General features: G+C 58.8%; 19 protein-coding genes and 1 tRNA gene. 4 read left to right on the top strand and 16 right to left on the bottom strand.

Annotated features, from left to right (window positions below; genetic code table 11):
- Nucleotides 1–39 precede the first annotated feature (39 nt).
- The 3 genes from ACTNDJ_RS02425 (at nt 40) to ACTNDJ_RS02415 (ending at nt 4,175) form a co-directional block, all read left to right on the top strand.
- Complete coding sequence (locus ACTNDJ_RS02425; protein ID WP_441083261.1) at nt 40–996, top strand: FHA domain-containing protein; 957 nt, start codon at nt 40–42, stop codon at nt 994–996.
- Between the two features lie 144 nt (nt 997–1,140).
- A complete protein-coding gene (locus ACTNDJ_RS02420; RefSeq protein ID WP_441064180.1) occupies nt 1,141–3,150 on the top strand; it encodes a DUF6273 domain-containing protein in 2,010 nt (669 codons plus the stop codon).
- Between the two features lie 35 nt (nt 3,151–3,185).
- Nucleotides 3,186–4,175, top strand: a complete 990-nt coding sequence (locus ACTNDJ_RS02415) for an FHA domain-containing protein (RefSeq protein WP_441054378.1) — start codon at nt 3,186–3,188, stop codon at nt 4,173–4,175.
- 213 nt (nt 4,176–4,388) lie between these two features.
- On the opposite strand, the gene ACTNDJ_RS02410 is transcribed toward ACTNDJ_RS02415, so the two are convergent.
- The 7 genes from ACTNDJ_RS02410 to ACTNDJ_RS02380 all read right to left on the bottom strand — a co-directional run bounded on the left by ACTNDJ_RS02410 (nt 4,389) and on the right by ACTNDJ_RS02380 (nt 11,501).
- Entirely contained in the window at nt 4,389–5,756 is a 1,368-nt protein-coding gene (locus ACTNDJ_RS02410; protein ID WP_441064188.1) for an InlB B-repeat-containing protein, read from the bottom strand.
- Nucleotides 5,757–5,798: 42 nt separating this feature from the next.
- Complete coding sequence (gene nth, locus ACTNDJ_RS02405) at nt 5,799–6,464, bottom strand: endonuclease III (RefSeq protein WP_441064179.1); 666 nt, start codon at nt 6,462–6,464, stop codon at nt 5,799–5,801.
- Nucleotides 6,465–6,527: 63 nt separating this feature from the next.
- Nucleotides 6,528–8,330 carry an ABC transporter ATP-binding protein gene (locus ACTNDJ_RS02400; protein ID WP_441064177.1) on the bottom strand — a complete coding sequence of 601 codons (1,803 nt, stop codon included), beginning with the start codon at nt 8,328–8,330 and terminating at the stop codon, nt 6,528–6,530.
- 127 nt (nt 8,331–8,457) lie between these two features.
- Entirely contained in the window at nt 8,458–9,813 is a 1,356-nt protein-coding gene (locus tag ACTNDJ_RS02395) for a DNA recombination protein RmuC (RefSeq protein ID WP_441064175.1), read from the bottom strand.
- Between the two features lie 51 nt (nt 9,814–9,864).
- Nucleotides 9,865–10,428, bottom strand: a complete 564-nt coding sequence (locus ACTNDJ_RS02390; protein WP_427719501.1) for a hypothetical protein — start codon at nt 10,426–10,428, stop codon at nt 9,865–9,867.
- A complete protein-coding gene (locus ACTNDJ_RS02385; RefSeq protein WP_441064174.1) occupies nt 10,425–10,955 on the bottom strand; it encodes a DUF6036 family nucleotidyltransferase in 531 nt (176 codons plus the stop codon). The genes ACTNDJ_RS02390 and ACTNDJ_RS02385 overlap by 4 nt, the downstream gene beginning before the upstream one ends.
- 123 nt (nt 10,956–11,078) lie before the next feature.
- Complete coding sequence (locus tag ACTNDJ_RS02380; protein ID WP_154518493.1) at nt 11,079–11,501, bottom strand: hypothetical protein; 423 nt, start codon at nt 11,499–11,501, stop codon at nt 11,079–11,081.
- 26 nt (nt 11,502–11,527) lie between these two features.
- On the opposite strand from ACTNDJ_RS02380, the gene ACTNDJ_RS02375 reads away from it, so the two are divergent.
- The gene (locus ACTNDJ_RS02375) at nt 11,528–11,713 is read left to right on the top strand and encodes a hypothetical protein (protein WP_154518490.1); all 186 of its coding nucleotides are present in this window, start codon (nt 11,528–11,530) and stop codon (nt 11,711–11,713) included.
- 142 nt (nt 11,714–11,855) lie between these two features.
- Here the strand turns inward: ACTNDJ_RS02375 and rbr are convergent, their stop codons facing one another.
- The 9 genes from rbr to ACTNDJ_RS02330 form a co-directional block, all read right to left on the bottom strand.
- On the bottom strand, nt 11,856–12,395 hold the full coding sequence (gene rbr, locus ACTNDJ_RS02370; protein WP_154518486.1) for a rubrerythrin: 540 nt from the start codon (nt 12,393–12,395) through the stop codon (nt 11,856–11,858).
- A 113-nt stretch (nt 12,396–12,508) separates the two neighbouring features.
- Nucleotides 12,509–13,414 carry an adenine glycosylase gene (locus ACTNDJ_RS02365; RefSeq protein ID WP_427796179.1) on the bottom strand — a complete coding sequence of 302 codons (906 nt, stop codon included), beginning with the start codon at nt 13,412–13,414 and terminating at the stop codon, nt 12,509–12,511.
- A gap of 21 nt (nt 13,415–13,435) precedes the next feature.
- Complete coding sequence (locus tag ACTNDJ_RS02360; RefSeq protein WP_154518481.1) at nt 13,436–13,921, bottom strand: RrF2 family transcriptional regulator; 486 nt, start codon at nt 13,919–13,921, stop codon at nt 13,436–13,438.
- A 339-nt stretch (nt 13,922–14,260) separates the two neighbouring features.
- Nucleotides 14,261–14,338: transfer RNA gene (locus tag ACTNDJ_RS02355), tRNA-Asp, on the bottom strand.
- Between the two features lie 410 nt (nt 14,339–14,748).
- Entirely contained in the window at nt 14,749–15,216 is a 468-nt protein-coding gene (locus tag ACTNDJ_RS02350; RefSeq protein ID WP_441064190.1) for a metallophosphoesterase family protein, read from the bottom strand.
- A 93-nt stretch (nt 15,217–15,309) separates the two neighbouring features.
- A complete protein-coding gene (locus ACTNDJ_RS02345; RefSeq protein WP_154518646.1) occupies nt 15,310–16,026 on the bottom strand; it encodes a LytR/AlgR family response regulator transcription factor in 717 nt (238 codons plus the stop codon).
- 72 nt (nt 16,027–16,098) lie between these two features.
- On the bottom strand, nt 16,099–17,442 hold the full coding sequence (locus ACTNDJ_RS02340) for a histidine kinase (protein WP_154518643.1): 1,344 nt from the start codon (nt 17,440–17,442) through the stop codon (nt 16,099–16,101).
- Nucleotides 17,439–18,626, bottom strand: coding sequence for a glycosyltransferase (locus ACTNDJ_RS02335; RefSeq protein ID WP_441064192.1), 1,188 nt, complete (start codon nt 18,624–18,626; stop codon nt 17,439–17,441). Before ACTNDJ_RS02335 ends, ACTNDJ_RS02340 begins: the two co-directional genes overlap by 4 nt.
- Nucleotides 18,627–18,796: 170 nt before the next feature.
- Nucleotides 18,797–20,056 (bottom strand): MFS transporter, encoded by a 1,260-nt coding sequence (locus tag ACTNDJ_RS02330; protein ID WP_441064193.1) that lies wholly within the window; start codon nt 20,054–20,056, stop codon nt 18,797–18,799.
- Between the last annotated feature and the right edge of the window lie 39 nt (nt 20,057–20,095).

The following is a 20,095-nucleotide window of genomic DNA, read 5'->3' as shown; positions in this document are numbered from 1 at the left end:
ACAATGTCACTTTTTGATGAGGGGGGGGGGTGAAAACAAATGGCCGACACTCCATCTTGTGCACTGTACGCCGGGCTCAAGTCACTCGGTCGCATCAACAACGGTAACGCCGCGCAAATTCTCATGGACGGCAACGCCCGTTACGGTGGACGCCTCATCTCCGAACGCTTGATGGTCCCGTCGTTTATCTCACGCGAAATCGTTCACGCCAAACCCGGTGACCTTCCCGAGTCGCTGTTTGCGCCCTTTGAACAAAGTGCGCGCCAGATACTCAACCTCATCATACAAAACCGAGGCTCCGACCCCCAATCGCTGAGCAAGGTCGCTAAACGCTATATGGAATCGTGCGCCCCAGACATGCAGGATGCCCTTACCAATTGCGGCGTCGACGGCATGCTCTTTAAAAACGGCGTCGAGCGCATCGAGACCGCTGACGATAGTGACATTAAAGATCGCTTCTACATCCATCTGGTCTTTTTTATCGTTACCGGCTGCCTTGGCGACCCCGCCCGCGCCATCGAATACACCGAGTCCTTTGTGTCCGACCAGATGCTCTCGACACTCGGCACGGTCGAGACAACCGTCACCTCATTTTTCTCGACAACCGCGCGCCCCACGGGAGACATTCGCCTGGGGCTGCTGCGCGTCGTGGGCAACTCGGCACGACCGCCGTTGCATCCCCTTACCACGGACCCGGCGGGCAGCATTATCGGGTCGCTGACGAGCGACGAGAACGCCATCACCGACGTCGATTCCGATGTCTCGCGTCAGCACCTGCGCATTTGGCTCCAAGACGGACGCTGGCTTGCGCAGGGCCTCGGCTCCACCAACGGATCGTTTTTGATCTCGGGCGTCGATCGCTGCCGACAGGCTATCGAACCGCCTAGACGCGAGCGCCCCGCCAACTTTGCCAACACCCCCGTCGAGATTCACAACGGAGACACGCTTTGCTTGGGCGCCACGACGCGCTTCTTGGTCATTCGCATCACAGACTAGCCCGCCCACACATCTTCGACGCACAAGGTGCCGTTATTTGCATCAACCCATGCAAATAACGGCACCTTTTCGATTAAGGCAACGGTTGCGCTACCTTTTCACTAACATTATCGCCATGCACTTTTTTCTCGAAAGGATCGCCCCGTGACGTACGACACGGATATGAATATCATCGCGTTGTCCCCCTTTGAACCAAACGCCATGTTTGCGACCACCGAAGACCCCGATACTATTCGCCGCTTTACCACCCTGTTGGATTGCGGGGCAGTCGGCGGCGGTTCCCACCATCTTCGCAAGGTCGCCAACACCGAGGGCGAGACCTTTGCGCTCAAGACGCTGTGGCCCCTCAGCGGCTGTGATGAAGACGGCTCCGCCGTCAGCCCCTCGGACATCAAGACGCTTACCGAGGAGTATCGCAATCTTGCAGCCGTCTCACTGTTGGACGGCTTTCCCAAAACCTATGGCTACGGCTATACCGGCTCCGTACCGGTCATCGTTATGGAGTGGATTGAAGGCCTGCCCCTTCGCGATGCTGCGGCAGAGCTAACCGACCCCGCCGAGGGCGGCCACATTCCCGCAAACACCGTCGCCGCGATTGGAAAACGCCTGGGAGAGATTCTCCTGGGTGCCCAAAAGCTCGATGCGCCGTTTGTACACCGTGATATCTCCTTGCGCAATATCATCATTCGCACGACGTGCCGGTCCCTTGCCCAGCAGATTGCACACTGCAGTTTTGACCTTTGCCTGGTCGATCTGGGCAGCTCGAGCATCAAGCGCTCAGACCCCTCGTTTACCATGTCCACCGGCATCTGGCGCAACGGCACCCCCGAGTTCGCCCCACCCGAGATGCTCTCCAACGACATCCCCGAGCTGGCGCCGCTGCGTACGTCGCCCAGCATCGATACATACGAGCTCTGCAGCGTACTCTACACGCTCTATGCCGGCCACACGCCATATCGCCTAAACGAGCATATGGACCAGTCGCCCTACCTGTACAAGATCGAGCACGAGCACGAGCCGCTTGAGGCACGCGTACCAGGCGACCAAATGCTTGTCGATGTCATCATGAGCGGCATCCATAACGAGCAGTCCCAGCGCGCGCCGCTGTCTACGATTGTCGGCAAGCTCGATGCCTGGATTAAAGACATCGATTTTGAGCCGCGCACGCCGCTGCCCACCCCGATCGACATTAGCCAGCAACCGAAGCCTTCCTGCTCCGACAAGGCTCAGACGCGTCACCCAGTCATCTCGCGTCGCGCTGCGCTCGTGCTCGGCGGCGTCTGCGTTGCCGGCATAGCAGGCTCTGCCATTGCCACGGGATGCTGGGGGCTTATCGACCTGGCGCACGGCATCAAGCCGTCACTCGACGATTACACCTGGGAAGAACTCGCCCTGATCTCCCGCAAAATCCAAGAGACATCTTCCAGCAAAAAGGTGCTCGAGATTGCCGAAACCTACCACCTGGTAAACAGCAAGCAGTCGCTCGAAAACGAGAACACCAAGACCGTCAGGCTTTCCGACGGGACCAAGGCACAAATCCAGATCGTGGGCTTTAAGGCAGACACACTCACCGATGACGGCCTTCCCGCTGGCATCACCTTTATGTTCCGTACCCCCATCGCCATGCGCGCCGTAAACGACAGCGCCGCGACGGGTGGCTGGGAGCAATCGTCGCTTCGTGAATGGTTGGCGGACAAGGGCATGGCTACGCTGCCCGACGATCTCCGCAATCAGATTCGCTCGGTGCGAAAGCTCACCAACAACACCGGCGGCACCAAAGACGCCTCCAGCATCACCGCCACCGATGACAAGCTGTGGCTGCCGTCCATGAGCGAGCTGTGCGGCTACCAGGCGCCCGAAACGTTCGCAGAAGGCTACGAGTACCTTTCTACCCTCTACAGCGGAGAAGGCGAGCAGTACCAGCTCTATCGCGAGCAGAGCGTAAGCGGTCTGACCACCAACGACGCCATGATCCGCACCGTCGCCGGCAAAAAGATCTACTACTGGGAGCGCACCCCCAGCGCCGACTGCAGCGAGGGCGCCAACTCGACGTACTTTAACCGCGTTGGAAGAGACGGCGACGTGTTTAGCTGGGCAACGCCCGGAAACAAACCAGACCAAAAGACCTATGTCCTACCCGGCTTTTGCATCTAATACCTTCACCGGATACCAGAAAGGAGCCTCGCATCATGCGCGCGGAAACACCTTCCGAGGTGCTCTTTGATTTCCTTAAGTGCGACCTGCAGATCAATAATCGAGAAGCGGCGCGCATCTTGGTTTCGGACAAGCCGATGGACGCCAAACCGGCCCCAAGGTTTCGCATTGCCGAAAAGACGTTTCTATCGCGACGCGTGGTGCACGTCGTTCCGGGTACCGACAAGATCGACCCCGAGATGTTTGCCGATTTTTCGCAGAGCGTCCAGAACTTGGCTGCCGCTGCAAAAATCGCCAGCGGCAGCAGTCCAGCGGCCGCCAACGCTCGCCAGCAAGCCATTACGACGCGTGCCCTCGAGCGCATGGCGACGTCGCTCGAACACTGGGGGCTCGATGGTTCCATCCTGCGCAATATCTTTGACCGCATCGCCGTCATGCCGGGCCTCAAGCAAAGCGACCGGCGCCTTTTGGAGCTTCTTGCGCTAACGGTCTGCGGATGCTTGGCCGATCCCAACGCCGCCGCCTCCGAGGTCAAAGACTTTGCCATAACGCAACTGGCCCAGACCTTTGGCACGCTCGAGACCGCCGAGGTCGTCCAGGCACAAGGCACTAACCGCAAGGTCAACGAGCCTCCTGCAAAACTGGGGCTGCTCAGGCTTGCGAAAGACGGCTCGGCCTTGCCGCCAATCTATCCTTTGAGCCTCGAGCCCGAGGGTACGGTACTTGGCTCTTTTGCACACGACCAAAACGCCATCACCAACGTAGGACCCGATGTATCCCGCCGGCACCTGCGTGTAGCATTTTCTAACGGCACGTGGCTCGCGAGCGGCCTTCACTCCACCAACGGAACGGTGCTGGTGACACGCAACGGCACGACCACCGTTATCGAAAAGCCACGCTCGCTGCGCACCGCCGATGACGAGGACAGTCAGATTCCTATCCACGACGGCGACCTGCTCAAGCTGGGTTCCTCGACCGAGTTTTTGGTGCTGAAGATCTCCTCAAACGTACGCGCGCTGGCCTAGGGCCGAGCACATACAATAAGAATCAACTCAAAGGAGCGCCGCTGCACGCATCGCAGCGGCGCTCCTTTATATGACGCGGACATCTAAATACGGATGCAGGAGCCGACAAAACTTACGCAAGATAACTAAAACATAAAAGCCGCGTGGGGGTCGGGTCCCCACGCGACTATCAGGTTTGGGCTAATTAAGCCCGGAGGTAAACGCTAGCAGAGATTAGTGCTCGCGACGCTTGGTCATGTACATGCCCACGGCGGCAGCCACGGCGCCGGCAAGGGAAGCAGCTGAGGTCACTACAAAGATCGGGTCGCCAGTGGTAGGGAGGGCGGCGGCGTCCTTCTTCTCGGCCTTAGCCTCGTCCTTCTTGTCAGCAGTAACCTGCTTCTTGCCCTCATCCTTCTTCAAAGTCTCGGACTTGGGGGTCTTAGCGGTAAAGAAAGCGTAGACAGTGGTGTCCTCAGTGATAGGAGTAGAGAAGTCAAACTTCTTAAAGGACTCCTTGGAAGAAGACCAGCCGACAAAGTTGAAGCCGTCGATGGAAGGATCACTGGGCTGAGCAACAGTCTTGCCGTCCTCGACCTCAACCGTAGTGGTGGAACCATCAACATAGAAATTGACCTTGTGCGTCTGGACAGCAGGCGTCTCGTTCTTGGTCCACTGGGCGTAGAACGTCACGTGGTCACCGCCGCCTTGGACGGGCTTGCTGAAGACGACCGGGTCGGTGCCCTCGGAGTCGTAGGTCCAGCCGGCGAAGGTGTAGCCCTCGCGGGTCGGGGCCAGGGGCTGGCGGGCGACGCCGTCGGCATCGGTCACGCCCTGGAGAACTTCGTTGCCATCAGCGAACACACCGCCGTTGGTGAAGTAGAGGACGTCTTTCTCATTGTTAGCAAGCTCTGCCCACTGAGCGAAGAACGTAACGTGCTGACCGCTACCCGGGATAGGCTTGGTGAAGTCGACAGGATCGGTGCCCTCGCGGTCGTAGGTCCAGCCGGTGAAGGTGTAGCCCTTGCGGGTCGGGGCCAGGGGCTGGCGGGCGACGCCGTTGCTGTCGGTAACGCCCTCCATGGTCTCATTGCCATCGGCGAAAGCGCCACCATTGGCAACATAGAGAACCGTCTTCTCGTTGTTCTGCTTCCACTGGGCATAAAGGGTCGCGTGACCGCTGCCCGCAACGATAGCCTTCGTGAAGTCGACGGGGTCATTTCCGTCGCGATCGTACGACCAACCAAGGAAGTCATAGCCCTCGCGGGTTGGCTGAAGCGGCAGGCGTGCGATACCGTTAGTATCGGTTACGACCTGCATAGTATCGTTGCCGTCGGCGAACTGACCGCCATTGGCTTCGTAGGTCACATTAAGCACCTTCGAGGAAGCCTCAGTCCACTTGGCGAACAGCACGAAGTGATCTGCACCGCCCTGAAGGGGCTGGGAAAAATCGACAGCATTGGTAAAACTGCCGTCATAATACCAGCCGTCAAAGACGTATCCATCGCGCACCGGAGAAGCGGGCTGATTAATCTCGCCGTTTTCATTCGTCGAATAACACTGGTTGGGGTCTCCGTTAGTAAAAGTGCCCCCGTTAGCAATGAAGAAAGTTTGAGACTTTTTTGCAAAAAAGTTTGCAAAAAGCTATTGAGCCACCCGTACACTGGGGCAAAGGTCTGCCAGTGGGCACCCGTCGCACTTGGGTTTGCGGGCATCGCAGATCTCGCGGCCAAAGGTGATCCACTGGTGGTTGACCGACTCCCAATACTCGTGCGGCAAGATCTTGAGCAGATCCTGCTCGGTCTTGAGCGGCTCTTTGGCGTGCGTCTTGGGACTCAGCATCAGACGGTGCGCGATGCGGTTGACGTGCGTATCGACCGCGATGCCCTCGACAATGCCAAACCCCACGTTGAGCACAATGTTCGCCGTCTTGCGCCCAACGCCCGGCAGCTTGACAAGCTCCTTCATGTCGGCCGGCACCTCGCCGCCGTAATCGGCGACAATCATCTGTGCGGCCTCCACGGCGTGCTTGGCCTTGCTCTTATAGAAGCCGAGCGACTTAATGGTATCTGCCACATCGGCAACGCTCGCCCCCGCCATGGCCTCGGGCGTGGGCCACTGGGCAAACAGCTTCGGCGTCACCTTGTTGACCTGCGCGTCGGTCGTCTGCGCCGAGAGCAACACCGCTATGAGCAGCCTATAGGGATTCTCGTGGTCCAAAAAACACTCAACCGGGCCATAGCGACGGTTGAGGCGCTCGCACACCTCAACGGCGCGCTCGCGTTTGGCGGCATTGGTCTCGCGTGGCATAACGACTCCTCAGCTCAGCGACATAACAAACCTATGGGCACGATTGTCCCACGTATGGGGTCTTTACGCCTCCAAAAATGCGCCGGTCTGGCGGCCCCACAAGCTCGCATACTCGCCGCCTGCCTCGACAAGCTGCGCATGCGTACCGTCCTCGACAATCTCGCCGTCCGCCAGCACCACGATGCGGTCGAGCGCCGCCACGGTGGACAGGCGATGTGCCACCACAATGGAGGTGCGGCCGCGCATCAGGTTCTCAAGCGCCTCCTGCACCAGTGCCTCGGACTCGCTATCCAGGGCAGAGGTCGCCTCGTCGAGCACCAGAATCGGCGCGTCGGTGAGGATGGCACGGGCGATGGCCACGCGCTGGCGCTGACCGCCCGAAAGCTTAACGCCGCGCTCGCCCACCATGGTGTCAAAGCCCCGGGGCAGGCGGTCGATAAACTCCAGGGCATTGGCCAAGCGGGCCGCCTCGCGGATCTGTTCGTCGGTGGCATCGGGGCGGCCGTAGGCGATGTTCTCGCGAATGGAGCGGTGAAACAGCAGCGCCTCCTGCGGCACGTAGGCGACCTGGCGGCGCAGGCTCTGCTGCGTGCAGCGCGAGACATCCTGACCGTCCACGAGTACGCGACCGCCCTGTACGTCGTCCAGGCGCAACAACAGTTTGGTGAGCGTCGTCTTGCCCGAGCCCGATTTGCCCACCAGGCCCACGCGCTGACCCGCCGCCACATGAAGTGTCAGGTCGTCGAACACGCTCTCGCCCGCCGCGGCGTCGCGGTATGCAAAGCTCAGGTGCTCAAAATCAATCGCGCCCTCGCCCACCTTGAGCTCGGGAGCGTTCTCGTCGTCTGCCACCAGACGCGGCTCGTCCAGCACGCGCGTCATCTCGGCCGCATCGCCCAGCGCGCGGTTGATGCGCTGCATCATGGAGCTTACGTAGTTCAGACGCATGGTGAGGTTGTACGTATAGGTAAAGATCATGACGAGCGCGCCGGCCGAGATGCCAAACCACGCGTTGCCGCCCGCGACGAACACGCTCACCACGGCCATGGTGATGACGATAAGGCCCGAGGTTGTAAAGTTGCGCTGCATCATGGCGTGCATCGAAACCGTTTCGGCGTCGCGCGCGGCGCGGTCGGCAGCATCGAACAGGTCGCGCTCAAAGTCTTCGCGTCCGCAGGTCTTGACGGCCAGGATGTTCGTGACCGCGTCGGAAAGCACGCCCGACAGCTTGTTCTGCGCGGCGGACGTCGCGGCCGAAAGCGGCATGATGCGCTTATACATGAGCCAGACAAACGCAATGTAGACGACCATAATGCCCACCAGGATCACGGTAAACGTCGGCACCACCGGAGCGAGCGCCGCCACCGTGCAGACAACCGAGGTGATAGTGGGAATGAGCGAATACACCGTCACGTCCACCAGCCCCGTGTAGCCGCTCATAAAACGGCTCGTCTGGCTCACAAGCGATCCGCCAAAACGGCTGGTGTGGAATGTCATGGATTGATTGGAGAGCGTGTCGAAGCACAGGCGCGCCAAGTGATAGTTGCCCGCAATCTCGAGCTTGTAGACGGTGTAGTCCTGCAGCTTGGAGAGGATTTGGCCCACTAGGTTAACGAGCACGAGCGCCAGAATGTAGGGGCCAAAGACCTCAAACACCCGGTCGCCCGCCACGGGGCCGGCCTGGACGCGGTCGACGATAAGCGCCATCACGTAGGTGTTGGCAAACGTGAGCAAAAAGATGTAGCCCGCCGACGAGAGCACCGAAAGAAAGACGATCAGCGGCTGCGTGCGCGTGACGTCCCAAAAACGCTGTAGCGTGCGGCGCACGGTTGAGCGTTTGAGCGGACTGGTGCTTCTCTGTGACATGGGCTTCCTTTCACATCTGGCGGGGCTAAACGTCATTGTTGCATAATAAAGCGCACTTCAGGCAAGCACGATGCGAAAAGCAGCGGGGTGCCCGCGTTTGCGCCGGCGCCCCACCGTCTTGTTGTAATTATTCCTCGTCTTCTTGGTCTGTGAGAAGGCCCGCGGGCGTGAGTCCCAAGATCACATCAGCTTGGTCGGCGTCTTCCAGCGCGTCGATGTCCTTGAGCTTGCGCTCCATGACGTTGGTGCGCGTGGTGATGATGCCCTCGACCGTCTTTCCCGCGGTCTCGATTTGCTGCTGGGCGCGGCGCAGCGCCGCCTGATAGCGCGGCAGCTCGGCCTTGACGGCAGAAAGCACGCGCAGCACGTCATCGGTGCGTTTTTGCAGCCTAAACGTCTGGTAGCTCATCTGTAGACTGTTAAGGATAGCCGCCATGGTGCTGGGACCGGCAACGTTGACGTGATAGTCGCGGCCCAGGGTCTCGATAAGTCCCGGACGACTGACAACCTCGGCGTACAGCCCCTCAAACGGCACGAACATAATGCCAAAGTTGGTCGTTGCCGGCACACTCAGGTACTTTTCGCAGATGTCCTTGGCCTCGCGCTTGACCATGGCATCGAGCGTCTTACGCGCAGCGGCGACGGCCTCAGCGTCACCCGACTCCTGGGCGTCGAGCAGATGCTCGTACGCATCGCCCGGGAATTTGGAGTCGATCGGCAGCAGCACGGGATCGTCCTCGTCTACTGGCAGCTTGACGGCAAACTCAACGCGCTCCGAGGCGCCGGGCTTGGTGGCGACGTTTTCCAGATACTGGTCGGGCGTGAGGATGTCCGCCAGGATTGCACCCAGCTGCACCTCGCCCAAAATGCCACGCGCCTTTACGTTGCCCAGCACGCGCTTAAGGTCGCCCACGCCGGTGGCGATGGACTGCATGTCGCCCAGGCCCTTGTACACGGCCTCGAGCTGGTCGCTCACCTGCTTAAACGATGCCGACAGGCGATCGTTGAGCGTGCGGGAGAGCTTCTCGTCCACCGTCGCGCGCATCTGATCGAGTTGCACGTTGTTATCTTTGCGGATAGCACCCAGCTGGGCATCGACCGTCTCGCGCACCTTGTCCAGGCGGTGCTCGATGCCCTCGCGGTTGGCACCGAGTTGTTGGGCCGTCTCGCGGCGCAGGTCATCCATCCGGTCACCAGCTTGCGAAAACTCGCGTGCGATGTTCAGGTAACGTTGCTGCTCCACGGCCGCATCTGTCGTCTGCTGCTGCGCGATGGCATTGGCCGTGCGGCGGGTTTCGGCCAGCGCGACGTTCAGGGCATCGAGCGCGTTGTTAGCCTGCTCGAGTGCCGCCAGCGCCTCCGCACCGCCATCGCTGCGCTCTCGCAGCTCGGCGCGAAGGCCCTTGAGCTGCAGGGCGCAAGCCACAGCCACTCCTACCGCCACCAAGGCGATCACGACCAGCACAATATCAACAGCAGACATAGACTCCGCCCAACAAACCCAATCGATCATCAATCAAAACCGCGATCAATCTTACCCCGCCACACGCACCGGGCGCCCGGCCCCTTCTTGGGCGCCCCTCTCCTCCGCATATTCCATAATGCGGCGCGCCGTCTCCCTGCTCACCTTTGAGTCATCGCCGGCTAAGTATGCGTACACGTTTCCCTTATTCAGATTCAAATCGCGGCAGAGACCGTAGCGCGTTACGCCCGATTCCCCTAGCGCTCCCAACGTTCTTTTTCGCATCAGAGCGTTGATCCTTCTGTCCGCCACTGGCTTTTCCTTCACCGCTCTATACGCACGCCAAACGTTGGCATAACGATTAGGGAGTTTGTCCTCGGCGCATAGAGATGCCAGGCTACCCGTTTGGGCGTACAAGGACAAAACGCCTCGGTAACCCTCTTCCATCCACGAACCCTCGGATAAGCCCAGAACGTATTCGGCTTTACCCTGCGCCAAAGCGAGCAAAAACAGGGGCTCCGCCACGCGCGGCGCAACCGTCGTCGCCTGCTTAACCAGTTTTCTAAAACTGAGTGACTGCTGTCCGGATAGCTCTCGGCAATAGCCTTTTAAGAATCCCTCAAAGGTCAGATTCAACCGAGCACCTCCTTTTTGTATTGCCTGTATGCGCAGACCATCTCTTGATAACTCCGCTCCGAAGGCGACGACGCCAGCGCCTCGCCCTCGTCGAATATAAGCCGTTCGAGCAGTCCCCAATCAAGTCGGTCGACGAATGCCTGGCTATGAAGATCGACGATGTCGTTCGGACGGTAGGCATAGAGCTTCATTACCGCCAGGTCTTCCAAGGATGGCGTAAAGTACCTGATAAAACGCGCCCCAATATCCAAGGGAACCAAACGATCTTCGTAATTGAATGGCATCTGATTACAATATGACACCGCCATACCATTCACCTCGGGATATCGAGCTATGATCTCGCGGAGGCACCTGTCTGCCTCAAACACATCAATGTCATGTGTAACCGACCGATTCGTCACATCGTTAAGCATGAAGGCACTCCCTCCCACCAATACAACGCTCGGTCTATCGTCTCTTGGACCTATTTCCAGCTCCGCCTCTTCGTCAATATCCAAAAGAGTCTGCTCTAAATCCTGCTTATGCATAGCAAATCCTATTATTAATCATCATCAATAATACTATTCAGTCGCACGACAGGATCCACAGGATGCAAGAATTCTACTCGTGGCGATAATCCCTGCACCCTAGAAGTCCTAATGTGACAAACGCTAACTCTCCCAGCCGGCGCGGATGGTTGTTACGACATCGCCCAGGCGCTGGCCGAGAGCTGTTAAATGTTGGAGCACTTCGCTGGGCGAAGCGCCGTTGAGAATGCACGTAAGGGCATATGAGGCCAAGAAGATTGCCGCGAGTCCCAACGGGATCAGCACGATCATCGCCAGCGTACGCAGGCGCTGGGCCCAGCGACGGCGACGCGCACGACGCTTGTCGAACGCAAGCTCCTGCGCATATGAATCTTGCTGTACGGAATAGGCTCCTGGGTCCACCTCACCCGCAGACGATACCGCGGGCGCGGCGTTTTGCGCAGGAGGCTGGACGGCTGCCCCTTGCATTTGCATCTCCATAAGCCGCTGCTGTTGGCGCAGCATGCGCTCGGCTTGTTGCTGCGGGGTCTCAAGAAACAGATCCATGTTGGCCTCCTCAATAGGAGCATTCGATGCTTGCGCCCAGCATCCCGCACCATCGCGGCCGCGGCAACGAAATCCGCGGCAATAGCCGCAAAGATTCTTTTGTCAGAAAACTGTCGAAAAGTTCAACAACTCCCCTACCAGCACTTTCTTTGAGCTTTTTTCGCCAGCAATCTTTTGCCCTCTCGCCCTTGCGCCATCCGACCAAAACCTAACCAAAAGCTTGACGGAAATTGTGAAGACAGGGACCCCAAACAAAACGTGCCGCCCCAAAAGGGGCGGCACACAAACTTCTTATCAGCTTTTCTGTAGCGAGCACGCGACGGCCCGAAGCCGGAGCGCAGCCAGCGCCACGCGCTAGTAGTTCACCACCTGCTCCTCAAAGTACGCCTTGGGATGGTTGCAAACCGGGCACACCTCGGGCGCCTTGGCACCAACATGCAGGTGCCCGCAGTTCAGGCACTTCCACACCTTTACGCCCTCGCGCTCAAACACCTCGCCCGATTCAATGCGCTCGACGAGCTTGTTATAGCGCTCCTCGTGAGCCTTCTCGACAGCGCCAACGCCACGGAACTTCGCGGCGATCTCGGCAAAACCCTCCTCTTCGGCGGTCTTGGCGAACTCGTCATACATCGTGGTCCACTCGTAGTTCTCGCCCGCGGCAGCATCGCGCAGGTTGTCCAGCGTATCCGGAACAGCACCGTCGTGCAGGTACTTAAACCACAGCTTGGCATGCTCGGACTCGTTGCCCGCCGTCTCTGCAAAGATATTCGAAATCTGAACGTAGCCGTCCTTTTTGGCCTTGGATGCATAGTAACGATACTTGGTGTGCGCCTGGGACTCACCGGCAAAAGCGGTCTCGAGGTTCTTCTTGGTTTGAGAATTCTCAAAATCCATAGGTGTACTTCCCTTCAATACGCGCCGCCCACAGACTTTGAGCGGCATTGTTTTTAGGATACCCTCATGCCGAGAATCTAAACCTTACTATCCTATTCTGCAAATTCGCGTCATCACACACTCAGCCAGCGCTCGCCTTCGGCACGACAAAAGCCTTCGCGCTCCAGGTCGGCAAGAATGCCCGCAATAAAATCGCAACCAACCGGTTCGCGACCCGCTGCGGCCTCCATCTTGTTAACGCCTGCAACAGCTTCAACAAGCGTTATGCCCGCCGGCTGTCCGTCGCGGGCTGCAAGCAGCATGCGCACGATATGGGCACGCTTTTGCCGACGCGAGCCCTCAAACTTGGACTGGCGGCTGTAGCCCGCCGAGCGCCTAGACGGATTGGGCAGCGTCTTTTTGAGATACGCGCCGTAATCCAGCAGCGCGTAATACCACGCGCGCGGCGTATCGGCATCGTCGAGCGGCACGGCAAAGGGAGCGGCCTCATCCGCCGCCGCACCGGGCGCCGCCGGGCAGGCCGCCTGGATCAACGGCACCAGCTCGCGGTCGGGAACAGACGGAACGTCAGGAAAAAAGTGATGCAGAAAGACCGTGCGCACATTGGTCTCCAGGTACACTCCCGGAAGATCAAACGCAAACGACCGAATGCCCTGCGCCGTTGCGGGCCCAATACCGGGCAGCGCGACCAGGTCGCGTGTATCACGCGGAAACTCCCCATCCCAGTCCTCCACGAGTCGCTGCGCAGCCTTATGGAGCGCCAAAGCACGGCGGTTGTAGCCCATGCCCTGCCAAGCGTCCAAAACATCAGAAGGAGCGGCCTGGGCGAGAGAATGCACGGTCGGAAAGCGGTCGAGCCATGCCGGCATGCGCATCTCTACGCGTGGAACCTGCGTCTGCTGCAGCATGACCTCGGAAAGCCAGATGATGTACGGGTCGCGTGTGCGGCGCCACGGAAGGTCGCGATAACGCAGAACCCCTTCCGAACGAATCATCGAACGAAAGGGGTCCTGAATCATAGCTATACTCCTTATGCGGCGCTACTCCTCCCGGCAAGCACACGCGCAAACGGCATACTCGGGAAAGGCGTCGCGGTCGGCGAACTTGGGATCGACGGCGGGGAACTGGCGGCGAGCGACGACATCGTCCAGCGAAACGGAATCGAGGTAGTCACGCATCAGCGCCTGGGCCCCAGCCCACAGGGGATGATAGCAGCACGTGCCCCTGCGTGCACAGTCGCCATCGAGTGCCGTGCAATCATTCATAACCATAGGGCCCTGAACGGCCTCGACGACCTGACGGATAGTGACCTCGCTCGGGTTGACCTTAAGACGCATACCGCCGTGGACGCCACGCAGGCTCTCCACAATACCGGCCTGAACCAAACCGTGTTGGATCGAACGGGCAAACGAATACGGAACATTGACCTCTTCGGCAGCAGTGCGAACAGAAAGCAACCGCTCCGGCTCCTCGGCAAGCATCGCAAGCATGCGGAGGGCATAATCAGTCTTCCTCGATATGTCCATGTTTCCCCTTTCAAGGAATACGAACAGCTCGAACGGGCTCCGGGGCCGAGCTTACGTCGAGACGCTAAATAACCGCCGGGACAACCAAATAGTGAATTAGATGTCCGCTGAAGGTCGAATCCAAAGCAAATTGCATCAGATTAGGCCAACAGTGGAATTTAGTATAACCTAACCCCCTGTTTCGTTGAACGAGTGTTGCGCAACAAACCCCCCTGTTTAAACCGATATACTTAATTCATTTCCGCATCTCGGAAACAAGGAGCAGAATGAAAGGGACGGCCGAGCGCTTGTCCTATTAAACGCAAAAAGCCACGTCCGAAGACGTGGCTTTAATTGCGTTGGCGGGAAGTACGGGGCTCGAACCCGCGACCTCCGACGTGACAGGCCGGCGCTCTAACCAAACTGAGCTAACTCCCCAGGCAGTCGTTCGCGTTTGTTTCCGCTCGCGTGCGCTGCGGGGATTAGTATACACAGAAGTCTGTTCGCCGCGCAACAACTTTTTTGAAAATATTTTTTGGGTCCCTCCGGGAGGGTCTCCGGGGCCGGCTGGCGCGGGTTAAGTTTGCTGCTCTACAGTCCTGCGCAAGACGGAAAGCACATTAAGTGCTTTCCTTTGCGTGCGGAACTCGCGACAAACTTAACCCGCGCCAGCCGGCCCCGGAGACCCTCCCTGCCGTCACTTTGTTCGAAGACTTTGTTGCTCGCCGCTTCGCGGCTCGGGACCCCCGTTCTCCTGGGCGGGGTTGTCTGATGGTTGTTGTTGAACTTCGGCCTTTGGCTCAAAGAAAAACGGGGGATGCAATCTGCATCCCCCGTTTTTGTTGCGTTTACTCTAGGTCGATAAATTTGGTGCTGAGAATCTTGCCGTCTTTGACGAGCATTCTGGCCATGGTGGGGCCCCGGGTGCCCCTGGGGTAGCTGGCGCTGCCTGGGTTGAGGACCAAGCAGCGGCCCACCTGGGCCTCTTTGGTTACGTGAGTGTGACCGTTGATGCCTACGTCCACGGATCCCACCGGGAGGTCTTCGCGGTAGTGGGCTACGGCAAACTTAAGGCCCTCGTAGCTAAAGAGCGCCAGACGGTCCACTTCGGGGCCGTAATCACGGTAGTAGTCGTTATTGCCCAGAACCGCTCGCACGGGGGCAATGGTTCGCAGATGTTCGTAGTCCATCTCCGACGTAAGATCGCCGGCATGGATAATCAGGTCCGCGCCGCTCAACTCATCTAAAAGCGCGGGCGACAGATAACCGTGGGTGTCCGAGATGATGTCGATACGCTTGGCGCTTGCACTGTTCATGGGATCCCTTCCGCAAACGATTTGGTGCATTTATACAAAAAGCCCCGCGGCTCCGCAGACGATTTTGGTCTACAGGGCTGCGGGGCCGGTGTGCTAGAGGCTCAGGGCCTTCTTGAGCGGTACGACGCGACGGCGCGAAACCGGTACGCGTTCGTCGACGCCCGTAATGCCCAGCTGGATAGCGCCCGAGGGAACCGTCTCGACGTCGGTAACACACGCCAAGTTAACGATATAGCGGCGGTGAACGCGGAAAAAGCCAAAATCACAGAGCTTGGCCTCGAACTGTGCCAGCGAGGTCGTCGACAAAAAACGGTCGTCGACGGTATAGATACAGGAGTAATCGTCCTTGGCCATAATGAAGCGAATGTCGTCCACAGGAATGAGCACCTTGCGGCCGCCCTTCTCCACCGGGATGCGCTCGATGGTCACCTTGCTGTCCGCAACGGGCTTCGTGCGCTGCATGACCTTCTCGATTGCACGATCCAGGCGGGCTTCCTCTACCGGCTTCATCAGATAGTCGACGGCATCCACATCAAACGCCTCAACCGCATGATCGCTGTACGCGGTCACAAACACGATCGCCGGCGGATTCTTAAGCTTATGCAGCGCCTCGGCAAGTTGCAGACCCGAAGCGCCAGGCATCGAAATATCGAGGAACACGACATCAACGCGACTCTCCATAAGCATCTCGATGGCGGAGCGAACGCTCGACGCTTCTGTGATCGTGCCGATCTTGCCCGTCTGCTCGAGCAAGAAGCGAAGTTCCGAACGGGCCGGGGCCTCATCATCCACAATCATCGCACGCAGCATGGGGATAAAACCTTTCGTCAACAAACTACATCGGGCATACGCCAACCGGCGTTAAGCCCGTGACCAATTATTCTACTCTTGAATGTCGAAGATGCTCTCCGACAAATCGAGATGTAGGAGCACTTTAGCGCCCTTACCCGGCGCCGATTCGACGCGCGTATAGGAGTGCGGCCCATAAAAGCGATGAATGCGCTCCGAAATATTGTGCATGGCAACGCCGGCGCCGCCACCCTGCGGGGAGCTGGCGTCGGGACGGGCAGAGCGCTCGTCAAACAGTCTGGCAGCGATGCCCTCGTCCATGCCCACACCGTCATCGGCCACCGAAATCAAAATCGCATCGTCACCATCTCTGCGGACCGTCACGTCAATCTTCAGCGCACTGGCATCACCCATGCCGTGACGCACGGCGTTCTCGACAATCGGTTGGATCACAAATGCCGGAACCAGCGTGTCCTCGACGTCCTCGGACACGTCAAAGGTCGCCAGCACGCGATCCTCGCCAAAGCGCGCCTTCTCAAACGTCAGGTAGCGCTTGGTCTGTGCGACCTCGCGCGACACGGGAATGAGGGAGCCCGAATTGTCGAGCGTTGCGCGATAGAACGAGGAGAACTCGCGCAGCAGCTCGCGGGCGCGCAGCGGGTCGGTACGCGTAAACGATGCGATGGTGTTGAGCGTGTTGAACAGGAAGTGCGGGTTAATCTGCGCCTGCAGGGCACGCACCTCGGCACGGGCCGTGAGCTCCTTTTGCACCTCGAGCTCGTGAATGGCGAGCTGCGTGGACAGGATTTCGGCAAAACCCGAGGCGAGCGCATACTGGGTACGGTCGACGGCACGCGGGGTCTTGTAATAGAACTTGAGCGTGCCGACGGTGCGGTCGCCCACCTTGATGGGTGCGATGATGCCAGCGGGGACCTGGTTGTGTGAGCCATCCGAACCCACCACGTCCACCACACGGTTGAACGACTGGACGATACCGTGTTCGATGACGTAGCGCGTGGCGAGCGTATGAATGGGAGAATTGGGCAGCAGCTTTTCCTCAAACTCGCCCGCGCAGGCCAGTACGTTGCTCTCGTCGGTAACGGCAACTGTCATGGCGCGTGTCTCGGGCAAAATGCGCTGGCACACCAGACGTGCTGACTCCTGCGTCAGACCGCCTTTAATGTCCTCGAGCATGGCCGAGGCCACCGAGAGCGTCTCCTCGGTGTACTGCGAGCGAACCGAATCGGGATTGAGCGTCAAAAAGAAAAAGATACACAGGAAGATGCATAGCAGCGTACAGGCGACCACGGTCGCGATTGGATCGATTCCAGTCGCCAGGGCAAAAACAAAGTACACCAGCACACAAATGGCGCAGGATACGGCAATGATGCGAAAGATTGACATTGAACTATCGCGCTGGGCGCGGCGGTCGATCATTCAGTCCCCTCCAGGATGCTGGTCAGCTGGGCGTCACGCCAGAGCCCATCCATAATCTTGGGCCAGAAGCTCTGGAAACGCAGGTAGCTTGCGGCGTTTTGGCGTGCGTAGGTCCTGGCCTCGTCAATACCGTGGCGCCAAATGCGTAGGTATCCCTCGTGCTCGCGGGTAAAAATGCTGCGGACCATGGCAGTCTTACGCACGCGATCGTCAAGCTCGCGCGAAATCCACGGACCCGGATAGGGCATGAGAGACGCGGCTGTAACGGGAATGAGCTCTTTCTGATGCGCGGCAAACGTTAGCTTGGCACGTTCGTAGTACCAACGGTACACGTCCTGCATAAAGCGCGGCGAGCGTTTCTCGGACTCGGGCGGTAGATGGCGTACGGTCCACTCGTTATCAAACCATACGTCGTAGCCAAATATGCGCATATTAAAGAGGTAGTCCAGGTCCTCGCCACGAGTGATAAACGGGTCAAATGCCACGCGGGTAAAGGCGCGGGCATGGAGGGCCATAAGGCCGCCGCACACATAGTTTGAACGCGAAATACGGGTGCCCGAGAGCGCCTTTTTCATCCAGCGATTGAACTCAATACGCTTGGTCCACCAACGGTGGCAGATGCCCACCTTGTCCGTGGGGGCCAGCGGCGATCCGTCTCGATCGTAAAAGTAGCCGCTCTTAACCAAGATTGGCAGGCCCTGACGCGTCTGCTGCCCCAACGCGTAAGTCGCGCGTTTCATAAAGTCGGCATCGATGACAGTCTCGTCGTCATCCAAAAAGATGACGGCATCGTGACCCAGCACGGCGGCACAGGCAAGTCCCATATTGCGGATGGCGCCATAGCCGCGCAGGCTCACGCATTCCCCCGAACCCTTGGGCGCAATCTGCGCTACGCGGTCGGCGATACGTGATGCCTGGGTATTGGTGACTACGGTAACTTTGAGCGTAGGGTGCGCGTCGACGATTTCGCGTACGCGCTTCGACACATCCGCCGTGGCCGAGATGGGACAGACCACCAAAAGGATGATTCGCGGAATATCGCGTACCTGCTCGAGCGAAGCAAGACAGTGATCGAGCTCGGGATTGGTGGCGTTGAGCTTCGTCGAGTGGTCATAGACACCGGGAGCGTTTGCATGGGCATCATCGCCCGCCCAATATGTTGGAATCACAACCGTGGCGTTCATGCCTTCCCTCCCTGCAACACAAAAACGAGGCGCCGCCAAACACAGGCGACGCCCCGCGACCTAGCTGATTCCATCATACCCACTTGGGCAAATCATTGCTCGCAAGTCGCAATGTTTATTGCGGATAACCCCAAAAGAGTACCGCGGACAGGCACAATAGCCGCCCGCTCCTATGCGGCATGCTCTGCCGCTCGAGTCATGCGAGACAGGCGGGCCAGCAGCATAAAGCCAACGACCAGCAGCACAGCAATGGAAAGAACGCCCAGCGACGGGTTGCCGGTCAGCGAGGTGACGACCGACACCAGAAAGGTGCCCATAACGCTTGCATAGCGCCCAAAGATGTCAAAGAAGCCGTAGTACTCGTTGGACTTTTCCTTGGGGATGATGCGGCCAAAGTAGCTACGGCTGAGTGCCTGCACGCCACCCTGGAACAGGCCGACCATAATGGCAAGCACCCAGAATTCAAAGGCGGTCTTGAGGAAAAACGCGGCGAACAGCACAATGCCCATGTAGGCGGCGACCGCTACCAGGATCATGTTGAGCGTGCCCACGCGTCCGGCGAGCTTGCCGTAGATGATGGCGGACGGAAAGGCCACGAACTGCGTAACGAGCAGGGCCAGTACCAGCTGGGTCGAGTCGATGCCCAGAGCCGAACCGTAGCTGGTTGCCATGGAAATGACCGTGTGCACACCGTCGATGTAGAAGAAGAACGCGATCATGTAGACCAGCACGATCTTGTTGTGGGCGATCTCGCGCATGGTGTGTACGACCTCGGAGAACACGCCGCCCACGATGTGGCCGATGGTGTCCTCGGGACCGCGCTCGCGACCGTACTTTTGCTTATAGGAGCGAATGAGCGGCAGGGTAAAGATGAGCCACCAGGCACCAGTGATGACAAACGACAGACGCGTTGCCAGCATGGTGGGGACGCCAAGAGCGGGACCACCCATGATAAGCACCAGACAGATGATGAACGGCACGGTGGAACCGATGTAGCCCCAGGCATAGCCCGAGCTGGACACGGCGTCCATGCGCTCGTCGGTGGTAATGTCGGGCAGCATGGCGTCATAGAACGTCATAGAAGAGTTAAGGCCGATGGTGCACAGCACGTACACGGCCAAAAATGCCATGGCGGACATTGGGATAGCCTGCGCCAGGCAAAGCACCAAGCCCGTGAGGAAGAAGCCCAAGAAAAACTTGATCTTGTTGCCGGCGTAATCGGCAAGCGCGCCCAGAATGGGCATGAGCATGGCAATGACCAGCGAGGCAATCGTCTGCGCGCTACCCCAAGCGACCACCAGGTCGGCCGAGGAAGCACCGGTATTGATGGCGTTAAAGTAGATGGGAACCACCGAGGTGTTGAGCAACACGAGGGCCGAATTGCCCACATCGTACATAACCCAGTTACGCTCGAGCTTGGTGTATTTCATGGACAGGGACCCTTCGTATTCGCCCGATATGCAGTCAGT

It is taken from the genome of Collinsella sp. HCP3S3_D1, from assembly GCF_052064015.1.
Taxonomy (GTDB): Bacteria; Actinomycetota; Coriobacteriia; order Coriobacteriales; family Coriobacteriaceae; genus Collinsella.
Note: the sequence above shows the minus strand (reverse complement) of the source record. Positions and strands in the feature narration are given on the sequence as shown.

Bases quoted from the DNA above. Each gene is read 5' to 3' on its own strand.
- ACTNDJ_RS02395 (WP_441064175.1), bottom strand. From the start codon at position 9,813: ATGTCTGCTGTTGATATTGTGCTGGTCGTGATCGCCTTGGTGGCGGTA.
- ACTNDJ_RS02375 (WP_154518490.1), top strand. From the start codon at position 11,528: ATGCTTGCGCCCAGCATCCCGCACCATCGCGGCCGCGGCAACGAAATC.
- ACTNDJ_RS02425 (WP_441083261.1), top strand. From the start codon at position 40: ATGGCCGACACTCCATCTTGTGCACTGTACGCCGGGCTCAAGTCACTC.
- rbr (WP_154518486.1), bottom strand. From the start codon at position 12,395: ATGGATTTTGAGAATTCTCAAACCAAGAAGAACCTCGAGACCGCTTTT.
- ACTNDJ_RS02340 (WP_154518643.1), bottom strand. From the start codon at position 17,442: ATGATCGACCGCCGCGCCCAGCGCGATAGTTCAATGTCAATCTTTCGC.
- ACTNDJ_RS02400 (WP_441064177.1), bottom strand. From the start codon at position 8,330: ATGTCACAGAGAAGCACCAGTCCGCTCAAACGCTCAACCGTGCGCCGC.
- ACTNDJ_RS02345 (WP_154518646.1), bottom strand. From the start codon at position 16,026: ATGCTGCGTGCGATGATTGTGGATGATGAGGCCCCGGCCCGTTCGGAA.
- ACTNDJ_RS02360 (WP_154518481.1), bottom strand. From the start codon at position 13,921: ATGGACATATCGAGGAAGACTGATTATGCCCTCCGCATGCTTGCGATG.
- nth (WP_441064179.1), bottom strand. From the start codon at position 6,464: ATGCCACGCGAGACCAATGCCGCCAAACGCGAGCGCGCCGTTGAGGTG.
- ACTNDJ_RS02350 (WP_441064190.1), bottom strand. From the start codon at position 15,216: ATGAACAGTGCAAGCGCCAAGCGTATCGACATCATCTCGGACACCCAC.
- ACTNDJ_RS02385 (WP_441064174.1), bottom strand. From the start codon at position 10,955: ATGCATAAGCAGGATTTAGAGCAGACTCTTTTGGATATTGACGAAGAG.
- ACTNDJ_RS02335 (WP_441064192.1), bottom strand. From the start codon at position 18,626: ATGAACGCCACGGTTGTGATTCCAACATATTGGGCGGGCGATGATGCC.
- ACTNDJ_RS02415 (WP_441054378.1), top strand. From the start codon at position 3,186: ATGCGCGCGGAAACACCTTCCGAGGTGCTCTTTGATTTCCTTAAGTGC.
- ACTNDJ_RS02380 (WP_154518493.1), bottom strand. From the start codon at position 11,501: ATGGATCTGTTTCTTGAGACCCCGCAGCAACAAGCCGAGCGCATGCTG.
- ACTNDJ_RS02330 (WP_441064193.1), bottom strand. From the start codon at position 20,056: ATGAAATACACCAAGCTCGAGCGTAACTGGGTTATGTACGATGTGGGC.
- ACTNDJ_RS02365 (WP_427796179.1), bottom strand. From the start codon at position 13,414: ATGATTCAGGACCCCTTTCGTTCGATGATTCGTTCGGAAGGGGTTCTG.